Raw genomic sequence first — 24,830 nt, 5'->3', positions numbered from 1 at the left:
GGACGATGACCAACACCGCCACCACCCCCGACCCGACCATCGCCCGACCCCAACCGGTCAGGGCGAGTGCCGGCGCAGTCGCCACCACCGTGGCCTGCGTACTCCCCGTCTTCCTGCTCGGTGGTCTCGCCGTGCAGATGGGCAGGGACCTCGGCTTCTCCCCGGCCGGCCTGGGCGTGGCCGTGGCCGTCTACTTCGGGGTCAGCGCGCTCGCCTCGGTGCCCTCCGGCCGTCTGGTCGAGCGGTACGGACCGGCCCTGGTGGCCCGCTGCGGCATCGTGCTGGCCGCCGGGTCGATGCTGGCCGTGGCCGCTCTCGCCCGGTCGTACCCGGTGCTGGTCGGCTTGCTGGCGCTCAGCGCCGCGGCGAACGCCCTCGGCCAGTTGGCGAGCAACGCCGCGCTGGCCCAGCACGTGCCGGCCCGACGGCAGGGGCTGTCGTTCGGCGTCAAGCAGGCCGCCATCCCGATCTCCACCCTGCTGGCCGGGGCGGCGGTGCCCACCATCGCGCTCACCGTCGGCTGGCGCTGGGCGTTCGTGGCCGCCGCCGTGGCCGCGTTGACCACACTGCCCGCCGTACCCCGGCCATTGCCCGGCCTGGCGCGGCGGGCCGGCGCCACCCGCGCTGGCCGGGCGACGGCGGCGCTTGTGGTGATCGGCGCGGCGGCGACGTTGGCCGCAGCCGCAGCCAACGCGCTGGGCACCTTCCTGGTGGACTCGGCCGCGGCCCGGGGCCTGTCGCCGGGCCTCGCCGGCCTCACCCTGACCCTGGGCAGCGCGGTGTGCGTGACGGCCCGGGTGGGCGCCGGCTGGCTGGCCGATCGTCGCGACACCGGTCACGTCGCTCTCATCGCAGCGATGCTCGTCGTCGGCGCGGCCGGGCTGGGGATGCTCGCGTTGACCGGCCCGGTGCCGCTGGTGGCCGGCGTGGTGCTCGGCTTCGGCCTGGGTTGGGCCTGGCCCGGCCTGATGAACTTCGCGGTGGTCCGGCTCCACCCACAGTCACCGGCCGCCGCCACCTCGATCACCCAGACCGGGGTGTACGCGGGCGGCTGTCTCGGCCCGCTGAGCCTCGGCCCACTCGCCGCCCACCTCGGTTACCCGGCCATGTGGACCACCGCGGCGGTGGCCATGCTGCTCGCCGCCGCCCTCATGCTCGTCGGTAGCCGCCTGTTGACCCGCGCCGCCGCCGGGGCGAGCCGGCACGTGGATCAGCTGGTGCGGTCGGCGATGTAGTCGCAGAGCGATTCGAGAGCGTGGCGGGACGGGCCCTGCGGAAGCGGGGCCAGCTGCGCGCGGGCATCCTCGGCGTAGCTGCGGACGGTCTCCCGGGCCCGCTTGAGCGCCGGGCTCTCCCGGAGCAGCACCAACGCCTCGGCGTGCAGCGCGTCGTCGGTCAGCGGGCCGATCGCCAGGATCTCCCGCAGACGCACCGAGGCCGCGTCGGAGTCGTCGGCCGCGCGGGCGTAGAGGACCGGCAGCGTCGGGACGCCCTCGCGCAGGTCCGTGCCGGGGGTCTTGCCCGACTGCACCGACTCGGAGGCGATGTCCAGCAGATCGTCGGAGAGTTGGAACGCGACGCCGATCGTCTCGCCGTACCCGGCGAGGGCCTCCACGTGCTCCGCGGAGGCGCCACCGAACATGCCGCCGAACCGGGCCGACGTGGCGATCAGGGAGCCGGTCTTCTCGGCGATCACGTGCAGGTAGTGGGCCACCGGGTCGTCGCCGGCACGCGGCCCGACGGTCTCCGCGATCTGGCCGTGCACCAGCCGGGCGAAGGTACGCGCCTGCAACCGGACCGCCTCGGGGCCCAGGTCGGCGGCGATGTCCGCCGCGCGGGCGAAGAGGTAGTCGCCCACCAGGATCGCGACCGAGTTGGTCCAGCGGGAGTTCGCGCTCGGGGCACCCCGGCGGACGGCGGCCTCGTCCATCACGTCATCGTGGTAGAGCGTGGCGAGGTGAGTGAGCTCCATCACCACGGCGGCCGGGACCACCTGCGCGCAGGTGGGGTCACCGAACTGGGCGCCGAGCGCCACCAGCAGCGGCCGGAAACGCTTCCCCCCGGCCTCGACGAGGTGTCGGGCAGCCTCGGTGACGAACGGGTCGGCGCTGGACACACTGGCCCGCAACTCGACCTCGACCGTGTCCAGCAGACCCAGCACGGACGCCTCGACGCGGGGATCGGCGAGGTTGAGGCCAAGCGCGCCGAACTGACTCGTGCTCGCCCGACCCCGCCGACCGCCGGAGCCGGAGGAACCTGAACGCTCGCCCGCCGGATTCACCACGCTATCAACCATGCCACACCCGTTCGACCTGCTCCGGGCCGGGGATACGCACCGAGGGCCGGCACGTGAACACGCGCCGGCCCCCAGTGATCGATCCTTCGGTCATCGAACGAATTCAGCAGCTCCGGTAGCCAGATCGAGCAGCGGCGCCGGGGCGATGCCCAGCACCAGGGTGGCCAGCACACCGATCATCAGCGCGGCGGAGGTGAGCCCACCGGGCACGGTGACCGTCGGGGTGGACTCGCCCGGCTCGGAGAGCCACATCATCACCACGACCCGCAGGTACGGGAACGCCAGCACCATGCTGGTCAGCACACCGGCGATCACCAACCAGGCCTGACCACCCTCCAGCGCCGGCCCGAAGATGGCGAACTTGCTGGTGAAGCCGCTGGTCAGCGGGATACCGGCGAAGGCCAGCAGGATGAAGGTGAACAGCGCGGCGAAGAACGGCGACCGCCGGCCCAGCCCGGCCCAGCGGGACAGGTGGGTGGCTTCCCCGTCGGCGTCCCGCACCAGGGTCACCACCGCGAACGCGGCCAGCACCGAGAAGCCGTACGCGACCAGGTAGAACATCGTGCCGGAGAGCCCTTCGCGGCTCGGCGCCAGCACACCGACCAGCAGGTAGCCGGCGTTGGCGATCGAGGAGTACGCGAGCAGCCGCTTGATGTCGGTCTGGGTGACCGCGAGCACCGCACCGACCAGCATGGTCAGCACCGCCACCACGCCGAGGATCGGAGTGAAGTCCCAGCTGGCGTCGGCGAACGCGACGTGGAAGACGCGCAGCAGAGCACCGAACGCGGCGACCTTGGTGCAGGCGGCCATGAAGCCGGTGACCGGGGTCGGCGCTCCCTGGTAGACGTCCGGGGTCCAGACGTGGAACGGTGCCGCCGCGGCCTTGAAGAGCAGCCCGATGGAGAGCAGCGCCATGCCGGCGAAGAGCAGCACCTGGCTGGCCGGAGACTCGCTCACCGCCGCGTTGATGGTGGCGAAGTCGACGCCGGCCGGACGGCCCGGGATGCCGGCGGTGAAGCCGTAGATCAGGGCCACGCCGAACAGGAAGAACGCCGAGGCGTACGCGCCGAGCAGGAAGTACTTCATCGCCGCCTCCTGGCTCAGCAGACGGCGGCGACGGGCCAGCGCGCAGAGCAGGTAGAGCGGCAGGGAGAAGACTTCCAGGGCGATGAACATGGTCAGCAGGTCGTTCGCCGCCACGAAGATCAGCATGCCGCCGATCGCGAACGTGGTGAGCGGGTAGACCTCGGTGAGGCCGTTGCGCCCCTCGGCCTGCCGCCGGTCGTCGGCCGACTCGGGGGTCACGGCGGCCTGGGCGACGAACGCCCCACCCCGTTCGACCGAGCGGTCACCGATCAGCAGCAGCGCCATCGCCGCCAGCACCAGGATCGCGCCCTGGAGGAACAGCGTCGGTCCGTCCACCGCGAGTGCCCCGCCGGCGGTGATGAGCCGCTCGTCGGAGTGGAGGACCACCATGGTCAGCGCAGCGAGCACCGCCAGCAGCGCCAGCGTCAGCTGCACCAGATGGCGCGAGCGCCGGGGCACGAGGGCCTCGACCAGCACACCGAGCAAGGCGGTGCTCAGCATGATCAGGATCGGAGAGAGCGCCGCGTAGTCGATCGACGGCAGTTTCAACTCGGTCACTTTGCTGCCTCCTGGACGGTGCCCACCGAGGGGGCCGGGTCGGTCCTGCCGATGTCGTCCATGGTCGCCTGCACGGCCGGGTTGATCACGTCAGTGACCGGCTTGGGATAGAAGCCGAGCAGCACGATCAGCGCGATCAGTGGGGCGACCACGAACTTCTCGCGCAGGTTGAGGTCCCGGCGCATGCCGTCGACCTCGGTGAGCGCCGGGTTGAGCGTGCCCTGGGTGGTGCGCTGCACCATCCACAGCACGTACGCGGCGGCCAGGATGATGCCGAGCGTGGCGATGATCGCGACCGGCTTGTTCACCGTGAAGGTGCCGATCAGCACCAGGAACTCGGAGATGAAGGGTGCCGTACCGGGCAGCGCGAGCGAGGCGAGACCGGCGAAGAAGAGCACCCCGGCGAGGACCGGGACCAGCTTGCCGGCACCACCGAAGTCACTGATCAGCGACGAACCGCGCCGGGAGATCAGCATGCCCACCACCAGGAAGAGCAGACCGGTGGCCAGCCCGTGGTTGAGCATGTAGAGGACCGCGCCGGTGCCGGCCTGGGTGGTGAAGGCGAAGATACCCACCCCGATGAAACCGAAGTGCGCGATCGAGGTGTACGACACCAGCCGCTTGAGGTCGTTCTGGCCGACCGCGAGCAGCGCGGCGTAGACGATGCCGATCACGCCCAGCGCCAGCGCCCACGGCGCGAACCACTTCGACGCCTCGGGGAACAGCGGCAGGCAGTAGCGCAGGATGCCGAACGTGCCGACCTTGTCCAACACACCGACGAGCAGCGCCGCGGCGCCTGCCGGGGCCGCACCACCAGCGTCGGGCAGCCAGGTGTGGAACGGGAAGAACGGCGCCTTGATGGCGAACGCGAGGAAGAAGCCGAGGAACAGCCATCGCTCGGTGCCGGTGCTGATGTCGACCTGCGACAGCGCCTGCCAGTCGAAGGTCTTTCCGCCGACCACCCACAGGCCGATCACCGCGGCCAGCATGAACAGACCACCGACGAGCGAGTAGAGGAAGAACTTCACCGCCGCGTACTGCCGCTGGTGGCCGCCGTAGCTGCCGATGAGGAAGTACATCGGGACCAGCATGACCTCGAAGAACACGTAGAACAGGAAGACGTCGGCGGCCGCGAAGACGCCGATCATCGTGCATTCGAGGACCAGCAGCAGCGCGAAGTAGACGGGCACCGACCGCTTCGACGACTCGGCGTCGTGCCAGGACGCCAGGATCACCAGCGGCACCAGCACCGCGATCAGCATCAGCATCACCAGCGCGATGCCGTCGGCGGCGAAGGTGAAGCTCACACCCCAGTTCGGGATCCACGAGTACGACTCGCGGAACTGGAACCGGTCACCGCCAGCGTTGAAGCTGACCCACATCACCACCGAGAGCACCAGCACGAGCAGCGACCAGGCGAACGCCACCTGCTTGGCCAGCTCCGGCCGGTGGCGCGGCAGGAAGGCCACCACCAGGGCGCCCACCAGTGGCGCCACGGTGAGCACCGAGAGGAACGGGAAGTTGGACATTATGCGGCCTTACCTCCGTCGTCACTGCGTGGTCCGCCGGCGGGGGCGGCCGGAAAGAGGTCGATCACGCCAACCACCCCGCCTGCACCGCCAGGAACGCCGCCATCACCAGCAGCGCACCGGCCAGGATCGAGGTGGCGTACGAGCGGACGAAACCGGTCTGCATCCGCCGGAGCCGACCCGAGCCACCGCCGACAGCGGCGGCGAGCCCGTTGACCAGCCCGTCGATGCCCCGGTTGTCGAGGTACACCAGCGCCCGGGTGAGGAAGATGCCCGGCTTCTCGAAGACCGCCTCGTTGACCGCGTCGGCGTAGAGGTTGCGTCGGGCGGCGGTGACCAGCACCCCGGCGGGCTGCGGCGCGGTGGCCGTGCCGGCCCGGAACAGGAACCAGGCCAGCCCGGCCCCGAGCACGGTGACCAACAGCGACAGCGTGGTGATCACGGTGTGCGAGAGGACCGCCTCGTGCTCCGCGTGCTCGCCGCCCAGCCCAGCGGTCGCCGTCAGCCAGTCCGGCACAGACGTGGCCAGCAGGAAGCCGGCACCGACCGAGCCGACCGCCAGCAGGATCAGCGGAATGGTCATCAGCTTCGGCGACTCGTGCGGGTGCTCGATGTCCTCGGTCCACCGCTTCGCGCCATGGAACGTGAGCACGAAGAGCCGGGTCATGTAGAACGCGGTCAGCCCGGCGCCGAGCAGCGCCGCCCCGCCGAAGAGCCAGGCGGTCCAGTCCTCCCGCTCGAAGGCGGCCACGATGATGGGCTCCTTGGAGAAGAAGCCGGAGAACGGGAACATGCCGATGATGGCCAGCCAACCCATCATGAAGGTCAGCCAAGTGATCTTCATGTACTTCGAGAGGCCACCGAAGCGGCGGATGTCGACCTGGTCCTTCATCCCGTGCATCACCGAGCCGGCGCCCAGGAACATGTTGGCCTTGAAGAAGCCGTGCGCCAGCAGGTGCACGATGGCCAGCGCGTACGCCCCACCACCGAGGCCGACGCCGAGGAACATGTAACCGATCTGGCTCACCGTCGACCAGGCGAGCACCCGCTTGATGTCGTCCTTGGCCGCACCGATGATGCAGCCCATCAGCAGGGTGAGCGCGCCGACACTGACCACCACGAGCTGGAGCGTCGAGTTGGCGGAGAAGATCGGGTTGGAGCGGGCGATCAGGTAGACGCCCGCGGTGACCATGGTGGCCGCGTGGATGAGCGCCGACACCGGAGTGGGGCCCTCCATCGCGTCCGGCAGCCAGGCCTGCAGCGGGAACTGGCCGGACTTACCGGCAGCGCCGAGCAGCAGCAACAGGCCGAGGACCAGCACGGTGGCGCCGGTCAGCGCACCGACACCGTTGAACACCTCGTCGTACTGGGTGGTGCCCAGGGTCGCGAACATGATGAAGATCGCGATGGCCAGGCCGGCGTCGCCGACCCGGTTCATCAGGAACGCCTTCTTGCCGGCCGTGGCGGCGCTCGGCCGCTCGTACCAGAAGGAGATCAGCAGGTACGACGCCAGACCGACGCCCTCCCAGCCGACGTAGAGCATCACGTAGTTGTTGCCGAGCACCAGCAGCAGCATGGCCGCGACGAACAGGTTGAAGTACGCGAAGAACCGGCGACGGCCCGCGTCATGTGCCATGTACTCCACCGCGTACAGGTGGATGAGGAAACCCACCCCGGTGATCAGCAGCACGAAGACCGCGGCCAGCGGATCGAACAGCAGGCCGAAGTCGACGCGCAGGTCACCGACCGCGATGAAGTCCCAGAGGCTCAGCTCGACCGACTTGTTCTCCAGGCCACGCAGCTGGAAGAAGTAGGTCAGGCCGAGCACGAACGCAGCACCGATGGCGGCGACGCCCAACCAGTGCCCCCACCGGTCGGCTCGCCGGCCGAGTAGCAGCAGGATGGCCGCGCTGAGCAGCGGGATCGCCACCAGCAGCCAGACGCCCCCGAGCAGCCCCGTGGCCTGGGCGTATTCCACAGTCTCTTCCACCGGTGGACCCCTCTAGTACTTGAGCAGGTTGGCGTCGTCGACACTCGCCGAGCGTCGCGTGCGGAAGATGGACATGATGATCGCGAGCCCGACCACGACCTCGGCCGCCGCCACCACCATCACGAAGAACGCCATGATCTGACCGTTGAGGTCACCGTTGATCCGGCTGAAGGTGACCAGCGTCAGGTTGGCCGCGTTGAGCATCAGCTCCACGCACATGAACAGGACGAGCGCGTTGCGCCGGACCAACACCCCGGTGGCGCCGATGGTGAACAGCACCGCCGCGAGGACCAGGTAGTAGTTCGGCTCGACCGAGAAGAACGTTTCCATTACTTGGTTCGCCTTCCGTTCGCGACTGCGGGGCTCCGCTTCGCTGCACTCCTCGCGCTCACCGGTCCGTCCCCTTCAGCGAGGTCTCCTCGGCGGTCAGCTCGCGCTGCGGAAGGATCGCCGGGGTGCTGCGGTCGGTCAGGCGCCCGTCGGGCAACCGTGCCGGGGTGGCCACCGAGGAGGACGTCGCGAAGACGCCCGGACCCGGCTTCGGGCCGGGGTAGTTGCCCGGGGCGAAGCGAGCCCGCATGGTCGACGGCTGGTCGACCTTGTCCTGCTTACGCCGCTCGACGTGGGCCAGCACCATGGCACCGACCGCCGCGGTGATCAGCAGCGCCGAGGTCAGCTCGAACGCGAAGACGTACTTGGTGAACAGCAACCGGGCGATGCCCTGCACGTTCCCCTCCGCGTTGGCCTGCTCCAGGCCGACCGTGACGCTGTTGTCGAGTGCCCGGTAGACGCCACTGCCGACCAGACCGGCGAAGCCCAGGCCGAGCACGATCGCGGCGACCCGCTGGCCGCGCAGCGTCTCGATCAGCGAGTCCGTGGAGTCCCGACCGACCAGCATCAGCACGAAGAGGAAGAGCATCATGATCGCGCCGGTGTAGACGATGATCTGCACCATGCCGATGAACGGACCGGCCTGGAGCACGTAGAACACGCCCAGACAGAGCATGGTCAGCACCAGCCACAGCGCCGAGTGCACGGCGTTGCGCGCGGCCACCATCCCGATCCCGCCGACCAGCGCGAGCGGGGCGAGGATCCAGAAGGTGACCGCCTCGCCGCCGGATACCGAACCCGCCGCGGCGAGCACCGTAGACGTGGTCATGCTCCCTCTCCCTTGCCGGCCGCCACGCGCTGGGCGGCCTGCTCGGCGCCCGGGAACGTCACGCCGGGGTGCTCCTCGACCTGATAGCGGCCGGGACCCATCGGGGACTTCTCCGCACCGGCGGACGTGCCCGGGTTGTCCAGCGCGCCGACGTAGTAGTCCTTCTCGCTGTCGCCAAGCCGCATCGGGTGCGGCGGCTGCTCCATGCCCTCGAGCAACGGCGCGAGCAACTGCTCCTTGGTGAAGATCAGGTCCTGCCGGTTGTCCCGGGCCAACTCGTACTCGTTGCTCATGGTGAGCGATCGGGTCGGGCAGGCCTCGATGCACAACCCGCAGAAGATGCACCGGGCGTAGTTGATCTGGTAGATGCTGGCGTACCGCTCACCCGGCGAGAAGCGTTGCTCGTCGGTGTTGTCGCCACCCTCGACGTAGATCGCGTCCGCCGGGCAGGCCCAGGCGCACAGCTCACAACCGATGCACTTCTCCAGGCCGTCCGGGTGCCGGTTGAGGATGTGCCGCCCGTGGTAGCGCGGCGCCGACACCGGCGGCTTGAACGGGTAGTCGGTGGTGACGACCTTCCTGAACATGTGCGAGAAGGTGACACCGAATCCCTTGAACGTTCCGGTGATCGCGCCCACGTCACACCTCCCTGGAGTCCGAGCCGGCGACGATGTTGGCCGGCTCCCGCTCGGCGACCACGCGCGTGATGCGCGGGCTCGGTGGTACCTGTAGATCCATCGGCGGCAGCGGGAAGCTCCCGTACGGCCGGCTGTCGACCTGTTCCTGCGCCGTCGGCTTGGGCTGCGGGCGGCGGCTGGGCCAGAACAGCGTGACGAGCAGCAGGATGCCGGCCGGGATACCGACCGCGACCACCTTGCCGGTCGTGTCCCAGTCCTCGATGGAACGCAGGCCCGACAGGACCAGGATCCAGACCAGGTTGATCGGCAGCAGCACCTTCCAACCGAGTCGCATGAACTGGTCGTAGCGCAGCCGGGGCAGCGTGCCGCGCAGCCACACGAAGACGAAGACCAGCGCGATCACCTTGCCGAAGAACCAGAGCATCGGCCACCAACCGGAGTTGGCGCCCTCCCAGATCGTGATCGGCCACGGCGCCCGCCAGCCACCGAGGAACAGCGTGGTGGTGACCGCGGACATGGTCACCATCGCGACGTACTCGCTGAGCATGAAGAGCGCGAACTTGAGCGAGCTGTACTCGGTCATGAAGCCGGCGACCAGCTCGGACTCGGCCTCGGGCAGGTCGAACGGCGCCCGGTTGGTCTCGCCCACGGTGGCGATGAAGAAGATGATGAAGCTCGGCAGCAGCAGGATCGCGTACCAGCCCGGCGCCGGGATCGACTGGCCGAAGATGGTCAGCTGGGTGGCGTCACCCTGCGCGGCGACGATCCCGCTGGTGCTCATCGTGCCGGCGGTCATGAAGACCGCCACGATGGAGAGCCCCATCGCGACCTCGTAGGAGATCATCTGGGCACTCGACCGCAGACCACCGAGCAGCGGGTACGTCGAGCCGGAGGCCCAGCCGCCCAGCACGATGCCGTAGACGCCCATCGAGGAGCAGGCGAGCAGCAGCAGCACCGCCACCGGCACGTCGGTGACCTGCAACGGCGTGTGGTGGCCGAAGATGCTCACCATCGGGCCGAACGGCACCACCGACAGGGCGGTGACCGCGCAGATCACCGAGATGGTCGGCGCGAAGAAGTAGACGACCTTGTCGGCCGCCTTCGGCAGGATGTCCTCCTTGAAGGCCATCTTCAGACCGTCGGCGAGGGTCTGCAGCAGGCCGAACGGGCCGACCTGGTTGGGGCCGGGCCGCACCTGCATGTAGCCGACCACCCGCCGCTCGAACCAGACACCCAGCAGGGTGGCCAGCAGACCGAAGGCGAACGCGAAGACAATCTTGCCGAGAACCAGCCACCACGGATCCCGGCCGAAGTCGGCCAGCGTCGGATCCTGCGCCAGGTAGATCGGACTCACTGGTTACCCCCGGTGTTGAGGAGCGGACCCGGGAGACCGGTCTCGTCGGCCGCCACGCGCCCGGCCGGGATGGCCGTACTCGCTGCGGGGACGGAGATCCGGACGACCGTGCCGGACGTCGCCCCGAGGCTGCGTCGCACGGTCGAACCGGGTGAGTTGGTCGGCAGCCAGACCACACCGTCCGGCATCTCGGTGAGCTCCGCCGGCAGGGTCAGTGCCCCCCGGTCGGTGCCGACCGTGACCGCGTCGCCATCGGCGACACCGAGTGCCTCGGCGGTGCCCTTGCCCAGCCGGACCACCGGCGGACGGGCGGTGCCGGCGAGATCCTCGTCGCCGTCGGTCAGGGTGCCGAGGTCGACCAGCTGGTGCCAGGTGGCCAGCACGGCCTCCCCGTCACCCGGGTGCGGCACCCGGCCCGGCGCCACCGACGGCGCGGCCGGGCGAGACAGACGCGTCGCCGGCAGCGTGCCCAGCTCGCGACGCACGCTCGGCACGTCCGCGGTGCCGAGCCGCACGTCGAGCAGCGCGGCCAGCGCGTCGAGCACCCGACCGTCGGTCATCGCGGCGGTGTTCAGCACCGCCTCGAACGGGCGCAGCCGGCCCTCCCAGTCCAGGAAGCTGCCGGCCTTCTCGGCCACCGGGGCGATCGGCAGCACCACGTTCGCCCGCCGGGTCACCGCGCTGCTGCGCAGCTCCAGGCTGACCAGGAACGGCACCGCGTCCAGGGCGGACTCGGCCAGTCGCGGGTCGGCCAGGTCGGACGGGTCGACACCGCCGACGACCAGCGCGCCCAGCTGGCCGTTGGCCGCGGCGGCGAGGATGCCGTCGGTGTCCCGACCGGCCTGGCTCGGGATCACCCCGGCCGGAATGTCCCACGCCTCACCCAGCTCGGCCCGTGCGGCCGGCTCGGTGACCAGCCGTCCACCGGGGAGCAGGTTGGGCAGGCAGCCCGCGTCGACCGCACCGCGGTCACCCGCGCGCCGCGGCACCCAGGCCAGCTTCGCGCCGGTACGCCGAGCCACGTCCGCCGCGGCGGAGAGCCCGCCCGGCACGCTGGCCAGCCGCTCGCCGACGATCAGGATCGCGCCCGGTGCGCTCAGCGCCTCGGTGACCGTGGCGTGCTCGGCGAGCACGCTGGCCTCCTCGCCCGGCACCACCCGGGCCAGCTTGGCCCCGAGCTTCTCCAGGCCACGGGTGGCGAACGGTGCCAGCGCGTACACCGTCAGGGTCTTCTTCAGGTACGCCTTGCGCAGCCGCAGGAAGAGGATCGGGCACTCTTCCTCCGGCTCCAGGCCGACCAGCACGACCGCCGGCGCGTTCTCCACGTCGGTGTAGGTGACGTCGGTGACCCCGGCGACCGAGCTGGCCAGGAAGTCGGCCTCCTCGCGGGAGACCGGCCGGGCCCGGAAGTCGATGTCGTTGGTGTTCAACGCGACCCGGGCGAACTTGGCGTACGCGTACGCGTCCTCGACGGTCAGCCGACCGCCGGTGAGCACCGCCGTGCCCTGCCCGCTCTCCCGAGCCGCGTGCAGCCCCTCGGCGGCCACGGTGAGCGCCTCGCTCCAGGACGCCTCCCGCAGCTCACCGGTGTGCTCGTCGCGGACCAGCGGGGTGGTCAGCCGGTCGGTGGCCCGGGTGTACTGGAAGCCCCACCGGCCCTTGTCGCAGTTCCACTCCTCGTTCACCGCCGGCTCGTCGCCGGCCAGCCGGCGCAGCACCTTGCCGCGCCGCCAGTCGGTCCGCTGGCTGCAGCCGGCCGAGCAGTGCTCGCAGACACTCGGGCTGGAGACCAGGTCGAACGGGCGGGCCCGGAAGCGGTACTGCGCACCGGTCAGCGCACCCACCGGGCAGATCTGCACGGTGTTGCCGGAGAAGTAGGAGTTGAACGGGACGTCCCCGGCGTCGCCCTCTTCGCCGTACGCGTCGTCCCGGTAGATGTTGATTTCCTCGGCGGACGACCGGCCCATCAGGTCGATGAACTTGTCGCCGGCGATCTCATCGGAGAACCGGGTGCACCGCTGGCAGAGCACGCAGCGCTCGCGGTCCAGCAGCACCTGGCTGCTGATCGCCATCGGCTTCTCGTACTCCCGCTTGTGCTCGTGGAAGCGCGAGTCGGTGCGGCCGGTGGACATCGCCTGGTTCTGGAGCGGGCACTCACCGCCCTTGTCACACATCGGGCAGTCCAGCGGGTGGTTGAGCAGCAGCAGCTCCATCACCCCCTCCTGCGCCTTCTTGGCCACCGGGGAGGTGATCTGGGTACGCACGACCATGCCGTCGGCGACGGTCTGGGTGCAGGAGGCGACCGGCTTACGCTGGCCCTCCACCTCGACCAGGCACTGCCGGCACGCTCCGGCCGGGGCCAGTAGCGGGTGGTCGCAGAACCGGGGGATCTCGGTGCCCATCTGCTCGGCGGCCCGGATCAGCAGCGTCCCCTTGGGGGCGGTGACCTCGACACCGTCGATGGTGAGCGTGACAGTCTCGGTCTGCTTGGCTACGTCCGTCACAGTGCTTGCCTTTCGCTCGCGACTGCGGTGCTCGCTTCGCTCACTCCTCGCGCTCGCATCAGTGAGCTCCAACTAGCTGCTTGTCCGACAGCTTCGGCGCGGTACGTCCCTCGATGTAGTCGAGGTAGTCCTGCTTGAAGTACTTCAGCGACGAGGTCACCGAGCTGGTCGCGCCGTCACCCAGGCCACAGAACGAGCGGCCGAGGATGTTGTCGCAGGTGTCCAGCAGGGTGTCCAGGTCCTCGTGGGTGCCCTGACCGGCGAGGATCCGCCGGTAGACCCGGACCATCCAGTAGTTGCCCTCGCGGCACGGGGTGCACTTGCCGCACGACTCGTGGTGGTAGAACTCCAGCCACCGGTACGTCGCGTAGACCGGGCAGTCCTGGTCCGAGAAGATCTGCGTGGCCGTGGTGCCGAGGATCGAGCCGGCCGCCGCCACCCCCTCGAAGTCCAGTGGCACGTCGAGGTGCTCGGCGGCGAGCAACGGCGTGGACGAGCCGCCCGGGGTCCAGAACCGCAGGTTGTGCCCGGGCTGCATCCCACCGGCCAGCTCGAGCAGCTCGCGCAGCGTGACGCCCATCGAGCACTCGAACTGGCCCGGGTTGACGATCCGGCCGGACAGCGAGTAGATCATCGGCCCGGAGGACTTCTCGGTGCCCATGGTCTTCCACCAGTCGGCCCCACCGAGCACGATCGGCGGCACGCTGGCGATGGTGCCGACGTTGTTCACCACGGTCGGGCTCGCGTACAGGCCGTGGGTGGCCGGGAACGGCGGGCGCAGCCGGGGCTGACCTCGGAACCCCTCCAGCGAGTCCAGCAGCGCCGTCTCCTCGCCGCAGATGTACGCCCCGGCGCCGGAGTGCACCACCAACTCCAGGTCGTAGCCGCTGCGCAGGATGTTCCGGCCGAGGTAACCCTTGTCGTACGCCTCCTGGACGGCGTTGCGCAGCCGGCGCGCGGCGTGCACCGCCTCGCCCCGGATGTAGATGTAGGCGCGGTTGGCGCGGATCGCGTACGACGCGATGATCACGCCCTCGACCAACGCGTGCGGGTCGTGGGTCATCAGCGGCAGGTCCTTGCAGGTGCCCGGCTCGCCCTCGTCGGCGTTGACCACCAGGTAGTGCGGCTTCCCATCGCCCTGCGGGATGAAGCCCCACTTGAGGCCGGTGGGGAAGCCGGCGCCGCCCCGGCCACGCAGCCCAGAGTCCTTGATCAGCTGGATCAGGTCGTCCGGGTGGGCCTTGAGCGCCTTGCGCAGCGCGGCGTAGCCGTCCAACTGCTCGTACGTGCCGATCTGCCAGGCGTCCGGCGACAGCCAGCGCTTGGTCAGCACCGGCGTCAGCTTGGCCAGCGTCTCCGGGCGGGGAGTGGTCACTTCTGGGCCCCCGTTTCGCTCGCGGCGGCGGAGTTAGCGCCACTGGCGCTCGCCGACGCTTCGTTGAGGTTGCGCTCCTGCGGGCCGGTGGAGTCACCGGCGGGCTTGCCGTCGCTGGCTGGCTCGTTGGCCGCCACGCCGGCGGCCTCGGCCTTCTGCGCGTCACGCGGGGCCGGCGGCGAGGTCTCCGCCGGAACCTCGGCGGAGGCGCCGTCGCCACCCTTCACCGGGCTGGCCGGCTTCGCGGGCTCGGCGGCAGGCTTCGCGGGGGCCTCGGCGGCCTTCGCCTTCGCGGCTGCCTTGTCCGCCTCCGCCTTGCTGCGGATCGGGGTGTTCGGGTCGAAGCCCGGCACCGAGACGCCGTGCTGCTGCGCCAGCCTCAGCCCGCGCAGGGTGGGCTCACCCGGCCCACCGTCGGCGACCGCGCCGTCGCGTTCGTCGGCGAAACCGGCGAGCTGCACGGCCATTTCCTTGAGGGTGCAGAGCCGAGCGCCCCGGGTCGGCATCGGCCGCGAGCCCGCCCGCAGCTCGTCGACCACGCCGACCGCGGTGGACGGGTCCACGCCGTCGAAGAAGTCGTAGTTGACCGTCATCACCGGGCCGTAGTCGCACGCCGCCAGGCACTCGGCGTGCTCCAGCGTGATCGTGCCGTCGGCGGTCGTCTCGTCGTGTCCGACGCCCAGGTGCTCGGAGAGGGTGTCGTAGACCTCCTGGCCACCGAGCACATTGCACATCGTGTTGGTGCAGACGCTGACCAGGAAGTCACCGGTCGGCTTGCGCTTGTACATCGTGTAGAAGGTGGCCACCGCACCGACCTGGGCCTTGTTCAGCCCCAGCACCTCGGCGCAGAACGTGACCCCGGCCGGGGAGACGTACCCCTCTTCGGCCTGCACCAGGTGCAGCAGCGGCAGCAACGCCGAGCGGGACCGGTCCGCCGGGTAACGGGCGATGATCTCGCGCGCCCGCTCCCGGGTCTCTTCAGTGAAAGTCGTCATCGGTCACAACCACCCATCACGGGGTCCAACGAGGCACCGCCGGCGATCACGTCGGCGATCAGGCCACCCTCGGCCATCGCCGGGAGAGCCTGGAGGTTGACGAAGCTCGGCTCCCGGTAGTGCACCCGGTACGGCCGGGTGCCACCGTCGGAGACCGCGTGCACGCCCAACTCGCCGCGGGGCGCCTCGATGCCGACGTACACCTGGCCGGGCGGAACCCGGAAGCCCTCGGTCACCAGCTTGAAGTGGTGGATCAGCGACTCCATCGACTGACCCATGATCTTCGCGACGTGCTCCAGCGAGTTGCCCATGCCGTCCACGCCGATGGCCAGCTGCGCCGGCCAGGCGATCTTGCGGTCGGCGACCATCACCGGGCCCGGACGGAGCCGGTCCAGGGCCTGCTCGACCAGCTTCATCGACTCCCGGATCTCGGCGAGCCGGACCTGGTAGCGACCCCACACGTCACCGTCGGGGTGGGTCGGCACGTCGAACTCGTACGTCTCGTAGCCGCAGTACGGCATGGTCTTGCGCAGGTCCCAGGCCAGGCCGGCGGAGCGCAGCACCGGGCCGGTGATGCCGAGCGCCACGCAGCCGGTGACGTCCAGCACCGCGACGTTCTTCGTCCGCTCGGTCCAGATCGGCTGGCCGGAGAGGAGGTCCTCGTACTCCTTGAGCTTCTTCGGCATCATCTTGAGGAACTCGCGGATCTTGCGGACCGCGTCGTCGGGCACGTCCTGCGCCACACCGCCCGGCCGGACGTACGCGTGGTTCATCCGCAGACCGGTGATGGTCTCGAAGATGTCGAGGATGTACTCCCGCTCGCGGAAGCCGTACAGCATGATCGAGATCGCGCCCAGCTCCATGCCGGTGGTGGCCAGCCAGACCAGGTGCGACGAGATCCGGTTGAGTTCCATCATCAGCACGCGGATGGTGGTGGCCCGCTCGGTGATGTCGTCGGTGATGCCGAGCAGCTTCTCGACCGCCAGCGCGTACGCCGTCTCGTTGAAGATCGGGGCGAGGTAGTCCATCCGGGTCACGAACGTCGAGCCCTGGACCCAGTTGCGGTATTCGAGGCTCTTCTCGATGCCGGTGTGCAGGTAGCCGACGACGGCGCGGGCCTCGCGGACCGTCTCGCCCTCCAGCTCCAGGATCAGCCGCAGCACCCCGTGCGTGGACGGGTGCTGCGGACCCATGTTGACCACGATCCGCTCGTCGTTGATCGGGTCGGTGCCCGAGACGATCGTGTCCCAGTCCCCACCGGTGACGGTGAAGACCCGACCCTCGGTGGTCTCGCGCTCGCTGGCGTAGTTCGACGTCGTCACTGGTAGGACCTCCTACGGTCCGGCGGCTGGATCTCCGCGCCCTTGTACTCGACGGGGACGCCGCCGAGCGGGTAGTCCTTGCGCTGCGGGTGGCCCTCCCAGTCGTCCGGCATGAGGATCCGGGTCAGGTTGGGGTGGCCGTCGAAGACGATGCCGAACATGTCGTACGCCTCGCGCTCCTGCCAGTCCGCGGTCGGGTAGATCGCGGTCACGCTGGGCAGGTGCGGGGCCTCGACGGAGACCGCGGCCTCCAGCCGGACCCGCCGCCGGTACGTCATCGAGGTGAGCAGGTAGATCACGTGCAGCCGGCGCTCGTCGGCGCCCAGGTAGTCCGCACCGGACACCGAGGAGCACAGCTCGAACCGCAGCGCCAGGTCGTCCCGCATCACCTGGCAGACCTCGGCGATCCGCTCCGGGCGGACGTGCAGGGTCAGCTCACCCCGGTCGACCACGACCTTCTCGATCGCGTCACCGAAGGCCGGGTACGCCTCCTCCAACGCGTCGCGGACCTCGTCGAAGTAGCCCCCGTACGGCCGGGGCGCCTCCTCGATGGGCTGGCGCTGGCGGACCAGGCCGCCGTAGCCGGACACGTCGCCGGTGCCGTGGTTGCCGAACATCCCGCGCCCAGCCGGGCTGGCCGGTGGCAACTCGGCGGGGGCACCACTGGAGGCGCCGGCCGGCACCACCGGCACCGGTACGCCGCCGTCGTTGGGCTTGTCGCTCATTTGGGGCCTGCCTGCGGGTGGAGGTGGTTCTGAGCGTTCATCCAGTTCTCGATCCGCAGCTGCTCCTCGCGGCCGTCGCGGACCGCCTGGGTCCACTCGGCACGACGGGCCTTGTCGCTGCGGTACGAGGAGGGCATGGAGCCGTAGGGCACGATCGGCACCTCGCCGCGCTCCTGGCGGGCCGCCAGCATCTTGCGGCCGTTCGGGCCCAGCGGCTCGTACATGATCTTCTCGCGGAGCTTGAGGATCGCGTCGATGAGCATCTCCGGCCGGGGCGGGCAGCCGGGCAGGTACATGTCGACCGGCACCACGTGGTCGACGCCCTGCACGATCGCGTAGTTGTTGAACATGCCGCCGCTGCTGGCGCAGACGCCCATCGAGAGCACCCAGCGGGGCTCGGCCATCTGGTCGTAGATCTGGCGTAGCACCGGCGCCATCTTCTGACTCACCCGGCCGGCCACGATCATCAGGTCAGCCTGCCGGGGAGACGCCCGGAAGACCTCCATGCCCCAGCGGCCCATGTCGTAGTGCGGACCACCGGCGGCCATCATCTCGATGGCGCAGCAGGCCAGGCCGAAGGTAGCGCCCCACACGGACGACTTCCGAGACCAGTTGACCAGCTTCTCCACCGAGGTGAGCAGGACGCCGGCGGGAAGCTTCTCCTCGATGCCCATCTGACGTTCCTTCCTCAGTCCCAGTCCAGGCCGCCGCGCCGCCAGACGTAGGCGTACGCAACGAAGACCGCGACGATGAACAGGACCATCTCCACGAAGCCGAAGATCGGCAGGGCGTCGAACGAGACCGCCCAGGGGTAGAGGAAGATGATCTCGATGTCGAAGACGATGAAGAGCATCGCCGTCAGGTAGAACTTGATCGGGAACCGGCCGCCGCCGACCGGCTGCGGGCTGGGCTCGATGCCGCACTCGTAAGCCTCGAGTTTGGCCCTGTTGTAGCGACGGGGACCGGCGAAGCGGGCGGCGCCAACGGAAAACAGCGAGAACGCCGCGGCGAGGGCGAACAGCCCGATGATCGGTACGTAAGGCGAGAGCGACATCGTTTTCTCCTGCTCGTCCTTCCCTGCCCTCGGTGCTTGACGAAAATCACACTATTCACGTCCCTCGCAGTGGCAGCCGGCGGGGGTCGATCTTTGTCGGCGCAGGGCTGTGACCAGCCATGACGCCGTTTGTCTATACCGCTGGTGCTGCCTTCGTCATCGCATTGATGACCCGGTCCATCGCGTCTCCGCCGCGCGGATCAGTCAGGTTTGCCAACAGCTTGAGCACGAAACGCATCAGCGTCGGGTGCGGCATGCCGTGCTTGGTGGCAATCCGCATGATCTCCGGACGGCCGATCAGCTTCACGAAGATGCCACCCAGCCGGTAGTAGCCGCCGAGCCGCGCCTTCAGCTCGTTCGGGTACGCCATCAGCGCCCGCTCGCGCTCCGGACCGGCCGGCCGGGCGAGAGCCTGGAGCGCGACCTCCGCGGCCAGTTCGCCGGACTCCATCGCGTACGCGATGCCCTCGCCGTTGAACGGGTTGACCATGCCGCCCGAGTCACCGACCAGCATGACGCCACGGGTGTAGTGGGGCACCCGGTTGAAGCCCATCGGCAGCGCGGCACCCAGGATCGGACCGTCGGCGTTGGTCTCGTCGGTCATCCCCCAGTCCTCGGGAGTGTTGGCGAGCCAGTCGGTGAGCAGCCGGCGGTAGTTGGTCTTACCGAACGCGGACGACGAGTTGAGCACGCCGAGGCCGACGTTGACCCGCCCGTCACCGAGGCCGAAGATCCAGCCGTACCCGGGCAGCAGGTTGTCGCCTCTGTCCTTGCTGCGCAGCTCCAGCCAGGACTCCAGGTAGTTGTCCTCGTGCTTGGCTGGCGAGCGGTAGTAGCGGCGGACGGCCACACCGATCGGCCGGTCCTCCCGCTTGGCCAGCCCCAGCGCGAGCGGGAACCGGCCGGAAACCCCGTCCGCCGCAACGACCAGCGGGGCGTGGAAGGTGGTGGGCTCCTTACCCGGGCCGACCTCCGCCTCGACACCGGTGACCCGGCCGTCACCGTCGAGCACCGGACCCAGCACGTTGACGCTGGTCCGAAGCTTGGCACCGGCGGCCACCGCTCGCTGGGCGAGCAGGTCGTCGAAGTCCAGTCGCGTTCGCACCAGGCCGTAGTTGGGGAAGCTGGCGAGCTCCGGCCAGTCCAGTTCGAGGCGTACGCCGCCGCCGATGACCCGCAGGCCGCGGTTGTGCAGCCAGCCCGCCTCGGGCGAGGTGTCCACACCCATCCGGATGAGCTGGCGAACAGCGCGCGGGGTCAACCCGTCGCCGCAGACCTTCTCCCGTGGGAACTCGGTCTTCTCCAACATCAGCACCCGTACGCCGTGCCGGGCCAGGTGGTACGCAGTCGCTGATCCACCGGGGCCGGCGCCCACGACAATGACGTCGGCGTCATGTTCAACCGCGGTCATTCGCGCCTCCTCCCGCACGCTCGTGAAATGCTTCACAAGCCAGACGGGACGAGTGTATGACCGGTGTCATACCTGCGCAGGATCAGGGGTGCCTAACTCGCCGATGTGACAGCGAGGGACCGTCTACAGCAGTCAGGTGTCAGGCCGGGCTGGGGGCGTCCAGACCCGCATCGACCCGGATGGCCTCCGGCAGATGCTCGCGGAGCGCACCACCCGCCGCCCGATCCAGCGCCGCCAACACCTCGGCGACCACCTGCCGGACCTCCACCGGATCAGCTCCGGCCAACGCGCGCAACTGCGCGACGAGTTCGGCCGCGTCGTCGTCGGTGGCGGCCACCGGGTCCGCCGGGTCTGGTCCGGTCATGCGAACGAGCGTACGGGGCAGAGTAGACTAAAGACCGATATTCACGAAACCTGAATAATGTCCGTGCCGTCCCCGCGCAACGCCGTCCGCTGCTACTCGCGGATTCCCCGGTGCAGCGCGACCACACCACCGGTCAGGTTCCGCCACGCCACTCGTCCCCACCCGGCTGCGGCGACCCGGCCGGCCAGCGCGGCCTGCGCCGGCCACGCCCGGATCGACTCGGCGAGATAGACGTACGCATCGGGGTTGCTCGACACCGTGCGGGCGACCGCCGGCAGCGACCGCATCAGGTACGACAGGTAGACCGTCCGGAACGCCGGGTTGACCGGGGTGCTGAACTCGCAGACCACCAGCCGCCCTCCTGGCCGGGTCACCCGGGCCAACTCCCGCAGGGCCGCGTCGGTGTCGTTGACGTTGCGCAACGCGAAGGAGATGGTCACCGCGTCGAAGCTCGCGTCGGCGAACGGCAGGCGCAGCGCGTCTCCCGCCAACAGCGGCACCTCGGGACGGACCCGCTTGCCGGCGTACAGCATGCCCAGCGACAGGTCGGCCCCGACCGCGTACGCCCCGGACTGCGCCAACTCCCGCGTCGAGACGCCGGTGCCCGCGCCCACGTCGAGCACCCGCTCACCCGGCCGCAGCCCGAGCGCCGCGCGAGTGGCGCGTCGCCAGGAGCGGTCCTGGCCGAAGGAGAGCACCGTGTTGGTCAGGTCGTAGCGCTCCGCCACGCCGTCGAACATCGCGGCGACCTCGTGCGGCTGCTTGTCCAGGCTGGCGCGCTGGCCCTGCGGGGTACGGCTCACCCCTCCACTCTGCCAGCCGCCCTCCAGCCGACCCTCGGTGGGTGGTGCGGCACCCGAGCGGTACGCGAAAGGCGGTCCAGTCCGGGGGTTGATCCACTCCCGATCCCTGATAGCGCGCTATCGAGTCGCGGTTGATACCGCGCTATCAGGGATGTCGAGTGGATCTACGAGGTGGGACTTGTCAGTCGGTCGACTTCTCGTCGCTCGGGGCGACCAGGACGACCTTGCGCCGGCGAGAGAGCACCAGCAGCGCCCCACCCACGAGCAGGATGATCGCGCCAATGCCGCCGATCAGGCCGACCTGCACACCGGTCACCGGCAGACCGCCACCGATGGAGCCGCCGCCACCGGCAGCCGGCGACGTGGTCACGCCCGGCACCGGCGTACCGCTCGGGCTCGGCGTGCCACCCGGCGTCGGAGTAGCCGTCGCGGTCGGGGTGACCGACGGCGTTGCGGTGACCGTCGGCGTGGCAGTCGCGGTCGGGGTGGCCGTCGCCGTCGGCGTTGCAGTCACCGTCGGCGTTGCAGTCGCCGTCGGGGTGGCCGTCGCGGTCGGCGTCGGCGTGCCGGTCGGCGTCGGGGTCGGCGTCTCCGTCGGCGTGGGCGTCGCGGTCGGCGTCGGCGTCGGCGTGGGCGTCTCCGTCGGCGTGGGCGTCTCCGTCGGCGTGGGCGTCTCCGTCGGCGTCGGCGTCGGGGTGGCCGTCGGCGTGGGCGTCTCGGTCGGCGTCGGGGTGGCCGTCGGCGTGGGCGTCTCGGTCGGCGTCGGGGTGGCCGTGGGCGTCGGCGTTTCGGTCGGCGTCGGGGTGGCCGTGGGCGTCGGAGAGACCGTCGGCGTCGGGGTGGCCGTGGGCGTCGAGGTCGGTGTGGCCGTGGGCGTCGGCTGCACGGTCAGGTCGACGAAGACGTCGAAGATCGCCTGGTTGTCACCCTCGTCAACCTCGGTGAAAATCTTCTGCTGCGCCTTGGTGGCCCGCTCAGCCTTTTCCTCGGGCTGGCCGGTGGCGGCGTCCAGACCATGTGCCACCAGCTCACCGACCCGCAGCACCGGCTCGGTGACGTCCTTGCCGACCGTCACCTTGATGTCCGCCGTGTAGTACTCACCGGGCCGGATCACCGCGCCGTCGTCCTGGCAGAGCGCTTGAGCAACGCCGAAGGTCTGCGAGGTGCAGGTGTCGGGCAGGGTGTCGAAGGTGACGCCGGCCGGGAGCGTGAGCACGTAGGAGAGGCCGGTGGCCTTGCGGCTGCCGTCGTTGTAGACCGCCCAGTCGACCGGCACCGTCTCGCCCGGACGCACCGGCCGAAGGTCGGGGTCGTCGCCGGTGACGCCGTTCAACACGACGTTCGCGTTGACGTCCTGCACCCAGCTGGTCAGGTCATAGCCGGGCTCGGTGACGGTGATGTCGTGCTGGACCTTGTTGTCTTCCTTGTTGGGGTCGTCGGTGGACGAGCGGATCGTGACCACCAGCGTGCCAGCCGCGCCCCGACCGCCCGTGGAGAAGATGGGGATGCCGAAGTCCTCGCTGGTGCCGGCGGGCAGGTCGCCCAGGCGGCAGGTGAACTTCGTGCCGTTCACCCGGCAGCCGTCGGGCACCACGACCCGTACCTTGCCCGCCTTCAGCTTGCTGGTGTCCACGGTGTAGCTGACACCCTTGGCGTCTTCCTCGCTCCGGGTGTTGTCGACCAGGAACTTGAACGGCTTGCTCTTGGCCTCGGTCACACCCTTGGCCAGGTTGTAGCTGAGCGGCACCAGGGCCAGATCGGCCTGTTCGGCCGCCAGTACCGGGGCCGCCACGGCGGCCAGGCCACCGGCCGCGAGCAGCGCCACGACGCTGGCGCGGATCACGGTCGAGCGGTGGAACGCTGTCATCAGTCCCCCGGGGGTAGGGAAGAAAGAATGGTTGCGGAACGAGCGGACGCTATCGGAGGCCGATCTTCCACGCCAGCGGGCAGACCCGTTTTCATCCGTCCGGCCCGAGGTGGGAAACGGTACGGGCGGGATGGTCACCCATCCCGCCCGTACCGCCGTGCGTTATATGAACGACCCTCAGCGGGCCGATGGAGGACAGCCCACGACCAGGACCATCAGACCACCCGCCACCAGCACGGTCGCGCCGATTCCGGCGATCGACGATGGCGACGGATGTGAGCCGGGACGCTAGCCGCCGACGATCATCTCCACCACCCCCGCAGCGGGCAGCCTGACGCTGCGGCGGCGGGGACCACCCGTACCGCCGGGGCGACCGGGCGGGTGCATGAGCCTCGATCAGCCGAACGGCCGAACGGCGACCCGCGTCAGTTGACGTCGACCAGTGGCAGGGATCGGCCCGCGCCACCGCCGGGCAGCGCGATCGAGGAGAAGTGCGAGACCACCCGCTCGTCGGTCGGGTCGTCGGCCGGCGTGTGGTGCACGGCGAGCCGGTTGTAGAGGGTGTCCCGCTGCGCGGGGATCCGGTCTGCCGAGCGGATCATGCCGATCAGCTCGTGCAGGTTGGAGCGGTGCCGCGCACCGGCGGAGGAGATCACGTTCTCCTCCAGCATGATCGAGCCGAGGTCGTCCACGCCCATGTGCAGCGCGAGCTGCCCGACGTCCTTGCCGGTGGTCAGCCAGGAGGCCTGCAGGTGCGGCACGGTCTCGAAGAAGAGGCGGGCCACCGCGACCAACCGCAGGTATTCGAGCGTGGTCGCCTGGGTGCGGCCCTTGAGGTGGTTGTTCTCCGGCTGGTACGTCCACGGGATGAAGGACCGGAAGCCGCGGGTGCGGTCCTGCACGTCACGGATCATGCGCAGGTGCTCGATCCGCTCGGCGTGCGTCTCGCCGGTGCCCATCATCATGGTGGCGGTCGACTCGATGCCCTGCCGGTGGGCCAGCTCCATGACCTCCAGCCAGCGCTCGCCCGACTCCTTGAGGGGCGCGATGGCCTTACGCGGTCGCTCCGGCAGCATCTCGGCGCCGGCGCCGGCGATCGAGTCCAGGCCGGCGGTCTTGATCCGGGCGATGGCCTCGTCCAGGCTCACACCGGAGACCTTGGCCATGTGCAGGATCTCGCTGGGGCCGATCGAGTGGATGACCAGTTGCGGGTACGCCTGCTTGACCGAGGAGAACAGCTCCTCGTAGTACTCGACGCCGTAGTCGGGGTGGTGCCCGCCCTGGAGCATCACCTGGGTGGCGCCCAGCTCGATCGCCTCGGCGCACCGCCGCAGGATCTCCTCGGTCGGGTGGGTCCACCCTTCCTTGTGCTTGGGTGCCCGATAGAACGCGCAGAACTTGCACGCCGTCACGCAGACGTTCGTGTAGTTGATGTTGCGATCGATCAGGTAGGTGACGACGTTGTCCGGGTAGCGCCGCCGGCGCACCGCGTCCGCCGCCTCGCCCAACGCGTGGAAGGGCGCCTCGGTGTAGAGCAGCAGCGCCTCCTCGGGCGTGATCCGCCCGCCGTCCGCGCCACGCTGCAGGATGTCGTCGATCTCCCGGCTCACCGTCACGCCACCGAGCCTACGCCCGCCACGCGCCCCCTCCCTGAGGGGTGCTCGCTGATCGCGCTGCAACCAGGATCGAGTGGGATCGCCGGGTTGACGAGGCCACTGGAACGTGGATCGAGCATGACCTTGGCGTCGAAGTCCCCGCACCGGGCGGGCGGGTAATTCGAATCACATGCGGCGGGCACAG

At 69.8% G+C, this 24,830-nt stretch carries 21 protein-coding genes; 1 reads left to right on the top strand and 20 read right to left on the bottom strand.

Translation table 11 applies throughout. The features are described 5' to 3' along the window. The first annotated feature begins 5 nt into the window (after positions 1-5). Positions 6-1,235, top strand: coding sequence for an MFS transporter (locus tag PCA76_RS02115; RefSeq protein WP_272614888.1), 1,230 nt, complete (start codon positions 6-8; stop codon positions 1,233-1,235). On the opposite strand, the gene PCA76_RS02110 is transcribed toward PCA76_RS02115, so the two are convergent. From PCA76_RS02110 to mqnC, 20 genes are all read right to left on the bottom strand, one after another. Further along, positions 1,211-2,296: a polyprenyl synthetase family protein gene (locus tag PCA76_RS02110; protein WP_272614887.1), complete on the bottom strand. Its 1,086-nt coding sequence runs from the start codon at positions 2,294-2,296 to the stop codon at positions 1,211-1,213. The genes PCA76_RS02115 and PCA76_RS02110 overlap by 25 nt on opposite strands. A 90-nt stretch (positions 2,297-2,386) precedes the next feature. Continuing rightward, positions 2,387-3,940 (bottom strand): NADH-quinone oxidoreductase subunit NuoN, encoded by a 1,554-nt coding sequence (gene nuoN / locus PCA76_RS02105; protein WP_272614886.1) that lies wholly within the window; start codon positions 3,938-3,940, stop codon positions 2,387-2,389. Next, the gene (locus PCA76_RS02100; protein ID WP_272614884.1) at positions 3,937-5,469 is read right to left on the bottom strand and encodes an NADH-quinone oxidoreductase subunit M; all 1,533 of its coding nucleotides are present in this window, start codon (positions 5,467-5,469) and stop codon (positions 3,937-3,939) included. The genes nuoN and PCA76_RS02100 overlap by 4 nt, the downstream gene beginning before the upstream one ends. Positions 5,470-5,533: 64 nt before the next feature. After that, on the bottom strand, positions 5,534-7,459 hold the full coding sequence (gene nuoL / locus PCA76_RS02095; protein WP_272614883.1) for an NADH-quinone oxidoreductase subunit L: 1,926 nt from the start codon (positions 7,457-7,459) through the stop codon (positions 5,534-5,536). Between the two features lie 12 nt (positions 7,460-7,471). After that, complete coding sequence (gene nuoK / locus PCA76_RS02090; protein WP_272614882.1) at positions 7,472-7,789, bottom strand: NADH-quinone oxidoreductase subunit NuoK; 318 nt, start codon at positions 7,787-7,789, stop codon at positions 7,472-7,474. 58 nt (positions 7,790-7,847) lie between these two features. Then, positions 7,848-8,618, bottom strand: coding sequence for an NADH-quinone oxidoreductase subunit J (locus PCA76_RS02085; RefSeq protein WP_272614880.1), 771 nt, complete (start codon positions 8,616-8,618; stop codon positions 7,848-7,850). Then, positions 8,615-9,256, bottom strand: coding sequence for an NADH-quinone oxidoreductase subunit NuoI (nuoI, locus tag PCA76_RS02080; RefSeq protein WP_272614878.1), 642 nt, complete (start codon positions 9,254-9,256; stop codon positions 8,615-8,617). Before nuoI ends, PCA76_RS02085 begins: the two co-directional genes overlap by 4 nt. Before the next feature lies 1 nt (position 9,257). Beyond that, a complete protein-coding gene (gene nuoH / locus PCA76_RS02075; protein WP_272614877.1) occupies positions 9,258-10,610 on the bottom strand; it encodes an NADH-quinone oxidoreductase subunit NuoH in 1,353 nt (450 codons plus the stop codon). Then, positions 10,607-13,114, bottom strand: coding sequence for an NADH-quinone oxidoreductase subunit G (locus PCA76_RS02070; protein ID WP_272614875.1), 2,508 nt, complete (start codon positions 13,112-13,114; stop codon positions 10,607-10,609). The genes nuoH and PCA76_RS02070 overlap by 4 nt, the downstream gene beginning before the upstream one ends. Before the next feature lie 58 nt (positions 13,115-13,172). Continuing rightward, positions 13,173-14,489 (bottom strand): NADH-quinone oxidoreductase subunit NuoF, encoded by a 1,317-nt coding sequence (gene nuoF / locus PCA76_RS02065; protein ID WP_272614873.1) that lies wholly within the window; start codon positions 14,487-14,489, stop codon positions 13,173-13,175. Next, positions 14,486-15,484, bottom strand: a complete 999-nt coding sequence (gene nuoE, locus PCA76_RS02060; protein ID WP_272614871.1) for an NADH-quinone oxidoreductase subunit NuoE — start codon at positions 15,482-15,484, stop codon at positions 14,486-14,488. The genes nuoF and nuoE overlap by 4 nt, the downstream gene beginning before the upstream one ends. Next, entirely contained in the window at positions 15,481-16,806 is a 1,326-nt protein-coding gene (locus tag PCA76_RS02055) for an NADH-quinone oxidoreductase subunit D (protein WP_272614869.1), read from the bottom strand. Before PCA76_RS02055 ends, nuoE begins: the two co-directional genes overlap by 4 nt. Next, positions 16,803-17,531, bottom strand: a complete 729-nt coding sequence (locus PCA76_RS02050) for an NADH-quinone oxidoreductase subunit C (RefSeq protein ID WP_272614868.1) — start codon at positions 17,529-17,531, stop codon at positions 16,803-16,805. The genes PCA76_RS02055 and PCA76_RS02050 overlap by 4 nt, the downstream gene beginning before the upstream one ends. After that, positions 17,528-18,205 (bottom strand): NuoB/complex I 20 kDa subunit family protein, encoded by a 678-nt coding sequence (locus PCA76_RS02045; RefSeq protein WP_272614866.1) that lies wholly within the window; start codon positions 18,203-18,205, stop codon positions 17,528-17,530. The genes PCA76_RS02050 and PCA76_RS02045 overlap by 4 nt, the downstream gene beginning before the upstream one ends. A 14-nt stretch (positions 18,206-18,219) precedes the next feature. Then, the gene (locus tag PCA76_RS02040) at positions 18,220-18,585 is read right to left on the bottom strand and encodes an NADH-quinone oxidoreductase subunit A (RefSeq protein WP_272614865.1); all 366 of its coding nucleotides are present in this window, start codon (positions 18,583-18,585) and stop codon (positions 18,220-18,222) included. 133 nt (positions 18,586-18,718) lie between these two features. Continuing rightward, positions 18,719-19,996, bottom strand: a complete 1,278-nt coding sequence (locus PCA76_RS02035; RefSeq protein ID WP_272614864.1) for a geranylgeranyl reductase family protein — start codon at positions 19,994-19,996, stop codon at positions 18,719-18,721. Between the two features lie 139 nt (positions 19,997-20,135). After that, positions 20,136-20,360, bottom strand: a complete 225-nt coding sequence (locus PCA76_RS02030; protein WP_272614862.1) for a hypothetical protein — start codon at positions 20,358-20,360, stop codon at positions 20,136-20,138. Positions 20,361-20,452: 92 nt separating this feature from the next. Further along, positions 20,453-21,163 (bottom strand): demethylmenaquinone methyltransferase, encoded by a 711-nt coding sequence (locus tag PCA76_RS02025; protein ID WP_272614861.1) that lies wholly within the window; start codon positions 21,161-21,163, stop codon positions 20,453-20,455. 181 nt (positions 21,164-21,344) lie between these two features. Beyond that, positions 21,345-23,030 (bottom strand): hypothetical protein, encoded by a 1,686-nt coding sequence (locus PCA76_RS32720; RefSeq protein WP_272614860.1) that lies wholly within the window; start codon positions 23,028-23,030, stop codon positions 21,345-21,347. A 425-nt stretch (positions 23,031-23,455) separates the two neighbouring features. Next, the gene (gene mqnC, locus PCA76_RS02015; RefSeq protein WP_272614859.1) at positions 23,456-24,646 is read right to left on the bottom strand and encodes a cyclic dehypoxanthinyl futalosine synthase; all 1,191 of its coding nucleotides are present in this window, start codon (positions 24,644-24,646) and stop codon (positions 23,456-23,458) included. Between the last annotated feature and the right edge of the window lie 184 nt (positions 24,647-24,830).

The organism is Micromonospora sp. LH3U1 (assembly GCF_028475105.1).
GTDB lineage: Bacteria > Actinomycetota > Actinomycetes > Mycobacteriales > Micromonosporaceae > Micromonospora.
The sequence above is the reverse complement of the archived record's forward strand: the minus strand, read 5'-3'. Positions and strand labels throughout refer to the sequence as shown.